The following is a 9,383-nucleotide window of genomic DNA, read 5'->3' on the forward strand; positions in this document are numbered from 1 at the left end:
GCCGGAACCCTTCGATCGAGCGCGAAAGCCGAACAGGAAAGTCGAACAGGAAAGAACGAATGCCAAGCAACTCCCTCTCCGGAATCAAGGCCCCTCGGGTACGGCGGCGTACCGCCCTGGCGCTCGCCGCTTCGATGACGGCCGCCGTGGCGATGACGGCGTGCTCCCACGACTCCACGGACGACTCGGCCTCTCCCGCACCGGGTGCCGCACGGGTGAGCGCCGACCTGCAGAAGCTCATGAGCACCGCGCCGTGGTCGTCGGGCCAGTGGGGCCTGCAGGTCGCCGATCTGCAGACCGGGAAGGTCGTCCAGTCCAAGGGCGCCGATTCCCGGTTCATGACCGGTTCGACGGCCAAGACCTTCGCGGTCGGTGCCGCGCTCGACGTCCTGGGTGACGACCATCGCTTCCGTACGCCCGTGGTGCACTCGGGTACGGTCTCCGCGGACGGGCGGCTCTCCGGCGACCTCATCCTGGTCGGGAACGGCGACCTGGCACTCGGCGGGCGGACCACCGCGTCAGGCGGACTGGACGTCCCCGACTTCGACCACTACGACGCCAACGCCGTCCCCGGCATGGCGACCATCACCGCAGAGGACCCGCTGGCGGGCGTCAACGAGCTGGCCCGACAGGTCGCGGCCAGCGGAGTCCGCCACGTCGACGGCGACGTGGTGATCGACAACCGACTCTGGGATCCGGTGTCGATCGGCGGGTTGCCGGTCACCCCGACCGTCGTCAACGACAACCTGATCGACGTGCTCATCACGCCGGGCGCACCCGGTGAGCCGGCCAAGGTCGACTGGCGCCCGAAGACGGCCGCCTTCGGCGTCGACGCGCAGGTGACGACCACACCCGCCGGAAGCAAGCCGGCGGTGACGACCGAAAGCGTGAGCCCCGGTCACATCCGGGTCCGGGGTTCCGTGCCCGCGGACGCGAAGGCCCCCTTCGTGACGACCTACCAGGTCCCCGACCCGGCGGCGTTCGCCCGCTCCGTCCTCATCGAGGCACTCGCCAGGAACGGCGTCAGCGTGTCCGCCCCCTCGCTGGGAGCGAACCCCGACAGCAGGCTCCCCCCGTCGGCGGAAGTGAACTCGCTGCCCGTATCGGCGACCTACACCTCTCCGCCCTTCAAGGAGTACGCGAAGCTGATCAACAAGGTCAGCCACAACCTCGGGGCGAACCTGCTGCCGCCGCTGATGGCGGCACACAACGGGCAACGAACCTATGCGGACGGCATGAAGACCGAGAAGGAGTTCCTCGCCCGCTCAGGAGTGGACCCGAACTCGGTGAGCCTCGTCGACGCCCAGGGCCTCCCCGGCGACAGGGCGACGCCGACCGCCCAGGTGGCGCTGCTGCGGCACCTGGCACGACAGGACGACTTCGACGTCTTCTACGACTCCATGCCGAACATGGGCGTCGACGGCTCGCTCGCCGACGTCATCGACCGCACCGACCCCGCCGCAGGACACATCCGCGCGAAGACCGGCACCCTGGTCAGCCCCTACCAGGGCAAGCTGGCCCTCGGCACGAAGGCGCTCGCAGGCTACATCGATGCGAAGGACGGCCACCGCTACGCCTTCGCGATCTACGTGAACAACATCCCGGTGCCCAGCGACTCCGTGAGCGATGCCATCGACCTCGCACTCAAGGCCAACAAGCAACTGGGAGCGATGGCCGCCACCATCTACACGTCGCCCAAGGCGTGAAGGCCATCCTGACCTGGTTCGAAGACGACCGGGACTCCAACGCCGTTGCGTCTACCGGCGGCGGCATGACGCAGGTCCGTCTTCCATGACCTTGCCATCGGTTGTCGATCTTCGCGAGATGCCGGACCTGTCGGTCCAGGGCCACCGGGCGAGCGCCTGGGGCAGGCCGGTGACCGCGACGCCTGCGACGATCTCCCGACGGTCGGTCATGCCCTGGGTCCGGGAGGCCGGGATCCGTACGGCGAGGCGACGGCCTGGTCCCGGCGAGCCCACGCGCTCGCTGCGTGACGCTACAGCTCGGGCAACCGGTCAACGGGGGCGGGGGATCGCCGCTCTTCCAGCCAGTAGAGGTAGATCCGCAGGTCAGTTGCCAGGCCACCGGCGATGTAGAGCTCAAAGTCGCGGACGGCAGCGGCTACGCCCTGGCCTGCCCGGACATCGCTCTCCTCCCATGTGCTCCGTTGATCGGAGAGGTACTGCACGACCTGGCCGCGGTCACGCCACCACTCCCGGACCGTTTGCGGTGTCCATCGCGAGTCGCCATCGCAGCCGTACCCGAGGAACGGGTCGTTGTCTGCCGCCTCGACCAGCAGGGCCGTGTCCGCAGGCGTTCTGGGCTGGCGGTAGACGTACTCGCTGAGGTATCTGCCTCCGTAGAGAACGTGAGCGGGTGCCGAAAGCCGTCCCGTCCAGCAGGTATCGGTCTCCCCGCCGTAGAAGGGCCCGGGAACGTTGAGCCACAGTCGGTCTTCCCAACGGCCTCGGAAGGCGTCACGGTCCTTGCCGAGGATGGCCATCGGGTCGAAGTAGAGCGTCATCAGCCGAGACTAGGGCATCCGTTCGAGCTCGACGACGGGAGGGCGACTTCCCGGTCCCCCGGGCTCGCCTCGGCCGCGGTCGGCGCTGTGTCGGGACGAGAGACCGGGCGCACGAAAACCGGCTGCCCTCGAACCGGCGTCTGCTCCATGATCCCGGGGCGGGAGTCCGAGCTGCCGTCTCAGCCCTTCAACGACCAGGAGCCCGTATGTCGGTCGAGCTCGACATCCCGGAATTCCCCCATGAGGAGCCTCCCGGCGAGATCACCTGCCGGCAGAAGCCCTGGAACGGTGTCCTCGTCAGGGTGGACCGGATCCCCTTCAAGGCCGGAGACAAGCTCACCTTCGACGTCACGGTCTGCAGCGACTTCCAAGGGCAGACCCCGGCCGCGGCAGTCCAGGGCGTCGTGAACATCGCCGCTGACACCGCCACGGTCGACTACGCCATCCCATGGGACGGCGTCCTCAACGCCGTCACCGAAGGTTCCATCATGGTCTTCTACACCCTCACTCCCGCCGACGGCAGCAAGCCAACGACCTCTGAGGGCGCCATAGTCCGGTACTCCCGCCGGCAGCCCGGCGGCGCCGTCTGCGGCCCGGACAGCTGAACGACCTCCAGCCGGCACGCCGGTGGGCGTTCCACAGCCAGGGCGTTGGCCTCGGCCGCGCGGGAAGTCGACTGGGCCGACTTCCCGCGCGGGGTGGGTACCGGGGGGCGGGTCATGTCGGGTGGATGAGGCGGGTTTCGTAGGCGAGGACCACGGCTTGGATGCGGTCGCGGAGTTCGAGCTTGTGGAGGATGCGGCCCAGGTGGGACTTCACGGTGGCCTCCGCGAGGTGCAGGGTGGCGGCGATCTCGGTGTTGGACAGGCCGCGGCCGACCTGGACGAGTACCTCGCGTTCGCGGGTGCTGAGCCGGTTCAGTCGCTCGTCGTGGTCGGGGTCGCGGCCGTCGGGGATGTGCGGGCGGAGGTTGTCCAGGAGGCGGCGGGTGATCCGCGGGGAGAGTACGGCGTCGCCCGCGGCGACGTTGCGGATCGCGGTGAGGAGTTCCTCGGGGCGGGCGTTCTTCAGCAGGAAGCCGGAGGCTCCGGCGTTGAGTCCGGCGAAGGCGTACTCGTCCAGGTCGAAGGTGGTGAGGATGAGCACTCTGCTCTGCGGGCAGGCCGCGATGAGCTGCCCGGTCGCCTCGATGCCGTCGGTTCCGGGCATCCGGACGTCCATGAGGACGACGTCGGGGCGCAGTTCGCGGGCGAGGCGTACGGCCTGGGCGCCGTCGGCGGCTTCGCCGACCGGTGCCATGTCGGGCTGGGCTTCCAGGACGGTGCCGAAGGCCATCCGGAGGAGTGCTTCGTCGTCGGCGATCAGGATGCGGATCGTCATGCGGGCGGCGCTCCGGCGCTGTCGAGGTGGAGGCGGGTGTGGACCCGCCAGCCGCCGTCGGGAAGCGGTCCGGCGTGCAGTGTGCCCCCGTAGGCGGCCGAGCGTTCGCGCATGCCGGGGATGCCGTGGCCGGGCGGTACGACGACGGAAGCGGCAGCGGCGGCGGTGGCGGGCTGGGGCGGGTGGGGGCCGGTGTCGGTGACGTCCACGGTGACGGCCGCGGCCGCGCAGTGGATCCGGACCGTCGCGCGGGTGCCGGCGGGTGCGTGCTTGAGGGTGTTGGTCAAGGCTTCCTGTACCAGGCGGTAGACGGTGAGTTGGGCGGTGGCGGGGATGTGGGCGTGGCCGCCGTGGACGTCGAGGCCGGTGGGCAGCCCGGCGGCGCCCATCTGGTCGGTGAGGGCGGCCAGTTGGGCGATGCCGGGCAGCGGGTGGCGCCGCGCGTCCGGTTCGTCGGTGCGCAGGACGCCCAGCGAGCGGCGCATGTCGGTCAGGGCCTGCCGGCCGGTCTCGGAGATCTGGAGCATCGCGGTGGTGGCCTTGTCGGGCGACCGGTGCTGGGCGTAGACGGCGGCGTCGGTGAGCGCGACCATGACGGACAGGTTGTGGGTGACGATGTCGTGCATCTCCCGGGTGATGCGCGTCCGTTCCTCGGCGACGGCCAGTCGCGCCTGCTGTTCCTGTTCGTGTTCCAGGCGTGCGGCCCGCTCCTCCAGGGCGGCGAGGTAGGCGCGCGTGGTGCGCACGTTCACGCCGAGGACGGCGGCGGCGACGGCCAGCGCGGTGACCGCGACGAAGGGGGCCAGGAACGCGCCGTCCGTCGACCAGCGCAGGCAGGCCAGCAGGGCCCCGGCCTCCACGGCGGCGCCGGCGACGAGGGTGCCGCGCCGGCTCGAGGCCGCTGCCACCGTGTAGAGGGCCACCAACAGGGCGACGTCGGCGGGCAGTTGGACGCCCGTCAGCCACTGGACGAGGGCCGCGGCCGCCACGGCGGCGAACACCGTGCGCGGGGCCCGGCGCCGCCACAGCAGGGGCAGGGTGAGGGCGGCGGTGAGGGCCGCGGCCACCGGCAGCTCGTGCGGTGCGCGGGTGGTCGCGACGTTGAGGAGCAGGAGCGTCGCCAGCAGGGCGTCCCACGCGGTGGGCGGCAGCCGGGAGCGCCAGCGCGCGGCGGCTCTCAGCGGTCGCGCGGCTCGTGCGGCTCGTGCGGCTCGTGCGCAGGCGAGGTCGGCGTAGCCGGTCAGCCGTGCGGCTGTCCTCGCCCACCGGGCCCGCACGCGGACGCGCACCGGCGCCTGGTTCCGGTGGGCGTGGCCGGGTTCGGCGGCCGCCTCGGTCATCGCACGTCCCTGTCGATTCGGCGTCAAGGCGGCCCCGGGTCCGGCACGTCCGGCACGTCGGGCACGTCCGGCACGTCCGGCACGTCCGGCACGTCCGGCACGTCGGGCACGGGGACCGTACGCCTGCGCGGCCCCGGGTGCGTGCCGCCGCCCCGGCACGTACCGCGGCCCTGTCACGGTAGGCCGCCGGCCCCGCGCGGCGCATGATCCCACCGTCTGATCGCACCGCGCCGGCATACGACCGCAGGAGGAGTCCCGCCACCTCCCGTGGTCGCAGCGCGCCCGCCGCTCCGGCCTGCCCGGCTGCCACCGCGGTCGTACCCGGACCGCCGCGGACCGCGCCCCCGGTGGCACGCGGCGGCGACCGGTGGCCGATGCGGCGGCGCGCGCCCGGCGCCGAGCATGGCCAGGTGACCGAGATCATCCCGGGACTGCCCATGTCCCCCCTGGAAATCCTCGCCCTGCTGGCCGCCCTCGCGCTGGTGACGGCACGCTGGCTGCCCCCCGCCGCCCGCCCGCGCGCCACGATCGCGGCGGGGGCGGTCCTCGTGCCGTGCGCGATCGCGCTGGGCGTGGCGGGCATCCGCTGGCAGCTCCTGCCGGTCCTGGCCGGAGCCGCCCTCGCCTCGCCGTTCGCCCTCGCTCCCCTGCTGCGACCGCTGCGCCGCCGTACCGGACGGCCGGCGTGGCGGGCCCGCTGGTGGCTGGCGCTGCCGGGGTCGGCGGCCTGCGTCGGCCTGATCGCCACGGGCCCGGTGGCCGCTTGGGCCTTTCCCGTACCGGTGTTCCCCGAGCCGTCGGGCGGCTTCGCGGTCGGCACCCGCGTGGTGCAGTGGACCGACCCGCACCGCCCCGAGACCTTCACCGCCGACCCGAACGACCTGCGCACCGTCGTGGTCCAACTCTGGTACCCCGCTGGGAAGATCCCCGCGGGCGCGCAGCGGGCCCAGTACCTCGGACGCACCGCGCAGGAGGCGCGCACCGTCTCCGGGGCCCTCGCCCGGGGCGTCGGCCTGCCGGGCTTCCTGGTCGACGGTGTCCCGCGCGCCCGCAGCCGTTCGGTCTTCGACGCCCCGGTGGCCGGCGGCGGCGAGCGGTTCCCGGTCGTGCTGTTCTCCCCCGGGTCGGGCGGGGTGCGCACCCAGAACACCGCGTGGGCGGAGGAACTGGCCAGCCACGGCTACGTGGTGGCCGCCCTCGACCACCCGTACGACTCCGCCGCCGTCGTCCTCGCCGACGGCCGGACGATCGGCACCGAGACCGCCTCCAGCGGCGACCGGGACAAGGACGACGAGCTGGCGGCCGGCTGGACGGCCGTCCGGGCCGGCGACCTCGGCTTCGTCCTCACCCAGCTGGAGGCGCTGGAGCGCGGCGGGATCGCCGACCCGCTGACCGGACGCCTGGACACCGGCCGGGTCGCGGTGACCGGCCACTCCATGGGCGGTGCCGCCGCCCTGCAGGCGGCCCGGCAGGACCGCCGCTTCGCCGCCGTCGTCGACCTGGACGGCTACCCCCACGGCCCCACCGCGCCCGCCCTCGACCGGCCGACGCTCGCGCTCACCCAGGCCATCACCCCGGACAGCGACCCGCGCTACCTGCCCCGCCTCACCGAGGCGCTCGACTCCAGCACCGCGCCGAGCTACCGGCTCACCGTCCCCGGCGCCGCCCACCTCACCTTCATGGACGGCCCCCTGTACCTGCCGCCGGTGCCCTCGCTCGTCGGCACCCTGGGCCGCACCGGGGGCCCGCGCACCGTCGCCGCGGCCACCCTCGCCTTCCTGGACGCCGTCCTGCGGGACAAGCCCGGCGACCCGGCCGGCGCCCTGCGCTCCTACGGCGACCTCACCGTCCACCGCCCGGGCACCCCCGGCTGACGCCGGGTGACGGAGCGCCCCCATCAGGGCAGTTGTCGCGAACGCCCGTTCTGTGCGTGACCGTTGTGGTACGTTCCGTAATCCAACCGAAAACAGGCGACCCCGGCGGTGCTGGTAACACCCCGGGGTCCGGCAACAGGAGCTGACACTCCCGATGCGCGTCCATCGTAGCGCCCCCGTGCGCAACTTCACCGTGCTGCCCAACGCCGTACTCCAGTACCGACGGCTCTCCTACACCGCCCGGGGCCTGCTCGCGGACCTCCTCTCCCGGCCCGACGGCTGGCGCGAGGACGGCCGGCACATGGCCGACACCAGCCCCCAGGGGCGCGGCGCGGTCCGCAGGGCCCTGAAGGAGCTGGCCGACGCCGGGTACTACCGGGTCGAGAAGATCCGCCTGCCCGACGGCACGATCATCACCGAGACCCACGTCTACGACGTCCCTCGGGCCGCAGCGCCGAGTACCACCCGCCCGGTCCCCGGTGGAGCGAGCACCGGCCGCGCTGACACCCTTTCAAAGGACCGGCACCAAGAACCCACCCTCCCCGCCGAATCGCCCTCCGAACCGCCCGACGGGCAAGCGGACGGGCGGACGGGCGGGCAGTCCGACGAGCAGCTCCGCGAGGCGGTCGCCACGCTGTTCCGGGTGATCCGCCCCGAGCCGCGACTGCGCCTGGGCGAGGCCGAAGCCCGCGCACTCGCGCCCCTGGTCGCCCGGTGGCTGGAACGCGGCAGCACCGCCGCCGACCTCGCCCAGGCCCTGCTGCCGGGCCTGCCCGCCCCGATGCACTCGGCGGTCGCCGTCCTCCGTCACCGCCTGGAGCACAAGCTGCCGCCCGCCCCAAGCACCGTACGGACCGGGGCACTTCGGTACGCCGAGTGCGCGGCGTGCCACGACCCGGTGCCCGAACCCGGCATCTGCGGCCCCTGCGCGGGCCTCGCCCCCCGCCCCGTCGCGGTCGGCGGCGGCGAGGCGGCCATCCGCCCCGGCGCGGCCCGTGCCAGGGCGGCGCTGCGGGCCGCCCGGGCGGCCGGCCCGCACCCGGGCGGCCTTGCCACCTGCCGCTGAGCCCGGAGGCGTGTGCCGCTCCGCCCCTTGCCGGAACCCCTCTGCGAACACCCTGGAGGCCATGTACCGCTCCCCACCGGGGATTTGCGCGGGCGGGGAGCCCGGTGGCGCGGTTCCGGCGGGCGTGCGGCGCATGCGGTCCCATCACGGGACGGACCGCCGAGTCCTCCGCGGAAAGCCGGTTGGTCACCCACTGGCTCCAGCGCCACCCCGGTTTTCGAAACCGGGGCGGCGGCGTGCGGATCAAGGGCGGAAGCCCGGGGCGGCACGGGGTACCGCGTGGGTGCTGCCGTCCTGGTACTCGCCCTCTTCCTGATCCGTACGCGCAGCGGCTGGTATTACTGGGGTATGCAGGAAGAGACGGCACGCTCCGCGATCGACACGTTCATCTCCGCGTTCAACGCCTCGGACGACACCTATGTGACGGCCCTGCTCTCCCAGGCCCTGACCTCCGACGTGGTCTTCTGGGGGCCGTTGGGCCGCAGCGAGGGAATCGCGGCGGTCGAGCAGTTCGTGCTGGACATCCGGCGCCACCCGGCGGGAACCGGCACGATGACGCGCTGCTCGGCGGTGGACATGCCCGGCGAGTGGGCCCGGTACCAGTGGGTCTTCACCACGCCGGACGGAGGCCCCCGCCTGGCGGGAACGGACGTCGTCCACCTGCGGCGGAGCCTCATCGACCAGGTCATCGTCTTCGCCGGGGAGATCGAGCCGTCCGCCTCCTGACGAACCGTGCGGGCAGCGCCGCGGGCGGGCGTCAGCGCGGGGAGCCGTAGCGGAGGTCCACGAGGGCGCCGGTCAGGCCGCCGAGCATGAGGGCGGGGACGACCGCCGACCAGGGGTCTCCGGTCAGCGCTCCGGAGAGCATCACCAGGGCGATGACGGCCGCTGCGACGGCGCGGGCCGGACGTGACCGTGGCAGCAGCGCTACGGGCGCACCGGCGCGGTGCCGTCGGGCCAGTCTGACGGCGAGCAGGACCAGTGCGGCCACCAGGAGCGGCGGCACCATCGCGTGCGTGGAGATCCCCATGGCCTTCGCCCTTCTGGACGGCTGGGTGCGAACATACACCCCCGACTCCCCTGCCCACCGCCCCCGGTGACAGCGAACGGCCCGGCGCCGGGCCGGGGGGGGAGGGGTCGGCGGGCCGTGGTCGGCGTGGGCCCCGGGGTGGGCCGCGGGGCGGGGGGGCGGGGCGGCT

9 protein-coding genes are annotated in these 9,383 nt (G+C 73.3%); 5 read left to right on the forward strand and 4 right to left on the reverse strand.

Annotated features, from left to right (window positions below):
• The first annotated feature begins 59 nt into the window (after positions 1–59).
• Positions 60–1,706, forward strand: a complete 1,647-nt coding sequence (gene dacB / locus ACWDCZ_RS23020; RefSeq protein WP_449816850.1) for a D-alanyl-D-alanine carboxypeptidase/D-alanyl-D-alanine endopeptidase — start codon at positions 60–62, stop codon at positions 1,704–1,706.
• Positions 1,707–1,996: 290 nt separating this feature from the next.
• Here dacB and ACWDCZ_RS23025 read toward each other — a convergent pair whose 3' ends face one another.
• Entirely contained in the window at positions 1,997–2,524 is a 528-nt protein-coding gene (locus ACWDCZ_RS23025) for a ferredoxin (RefSeq protein WP_074006322.1), read from the reverse strand.
• Between the two features lie 206 nt (positions 2,525–2,730).
• Between ACWDCZ_RS23025 and ACWDCZ_RS23030 the strand changes: the two genes are divergently transcribed.
• The gene (locus tag ACWDCZ_RS23030; protein ID WP_375874268.1) at positions 2,731–3,129 is read left to right on the forward strand and encodes a hypothetical protein; all 399 of its coding nucleotides are present in this window, start codon (positions 2,731–2,733) and stop codon (positions 3,127–3,129) included.
• 112 nt (positions 3,130–3,241) lie between these two features.
• Here ACWDCZ_RS23030 and ACWDCZ_RS23035 read toward each other — a convergent pair whose 3' ends face one another.
• Both ACWDCZ_RS23035 and ACWDCZ_RS23040 read right to left on the reverse strand, forming a co-directional pair.
• Positions 3,242–3,904, reverse strand: a complete 663-nt coding sequence (locus ACWDCZ_RS23035; protein ID WP_449816851.1) for a response regulator — start codon at positions 3,902–3,904, stop codon at positions 3,242–3,244.
• A complete protein-coding gene (locus ACWDCZ_RS23040) occupies positions 3,901–5,244 on the reverse strand; it encodes a sensor histidine kinase (RefSeq protein WP_449816852.1) in 1,344 nt (447 codons plus the stop codon). The genes ACWDCZ_RS23035 and ACWDCZ_RS23040 overlap by 4 nt, the downstream gene beginning before the upstream one ends.
• A 374-nt stretch (positions 5,245–5,618) precedes the next feature.
• On the opposite strand from ACWDCZ_RS23040, the gene ACWDCZ_RS23045 reads away from it, so the two are divergent.
• The 3 genes from ACWDCZ_RS23045 to ACWDCZ_RS23055 all read left to right on the forward strand — a co-directional run bounded on the left by ACWDCZ_RS23045 (position 5,619) and on the right by ACWDCZ_RS23055 (position 8,910).
• Positions 5,619–7,118: an alpha/beta hydrolase family protein gene (locus tag ACWDCZ_RS23045; protein WP_449816853.1), complete on the forward strand. Its 1,500-nt coding sequence runs from the start codon at positions 5,619–5,621 to the stop codon at positions 7,116–7,118.
• Positions 7,119–7,272: 154 nt separating this feature from the next.
• The gene (locus ACWDCZ_RS23050; RefSeq protein WP_449816854.1) at positions 7,273–8,184 is read left to right on the forward strand and encodes a hypothetical protein; all 912 of its coding nucleotides are present in this window, start codon (positions 7,273–7,275) and stop codon (positions 8,182–8,184) included.
• A 348-nt stretch (positions 8,185–8,532) separates the two neighbouring features.
• A complete protein-coding gene (locus tag ACWDCZ_RS23055; RefSeq protein WP_049660939.1) occupies positions 8,533–8,910 on the forward strand; it encodes a nuclear transport factor 2 family protein in 378 nt (125 codons plus the stop codon).
• Positions 8,911–8,941: 31 nt separating this feature from the next.
• Here ACWDCZ_RS23055 and ACWDCZ_RS23060 read toward each other — a convergent pair whose 3' ends face one another.
• The gene (locus ACWDCZ_RS23060; RefSeq protein WP_449816855.1) at positions 8,942–9,214 is read right to left on the reverse strand and encodes a hypothetical protein; all 273 of its coding nucleotides are present in this window, start codon (positions 9,212–9,214) and stop codon (positions 8,942–8,944) included.
• Positions 9,215–9,383 lie beyond the last annotated feature (169 nt).

It is taken from the genome of Kitasatospora sp. NPDC001225 (genome assembly GCF_053597855.1).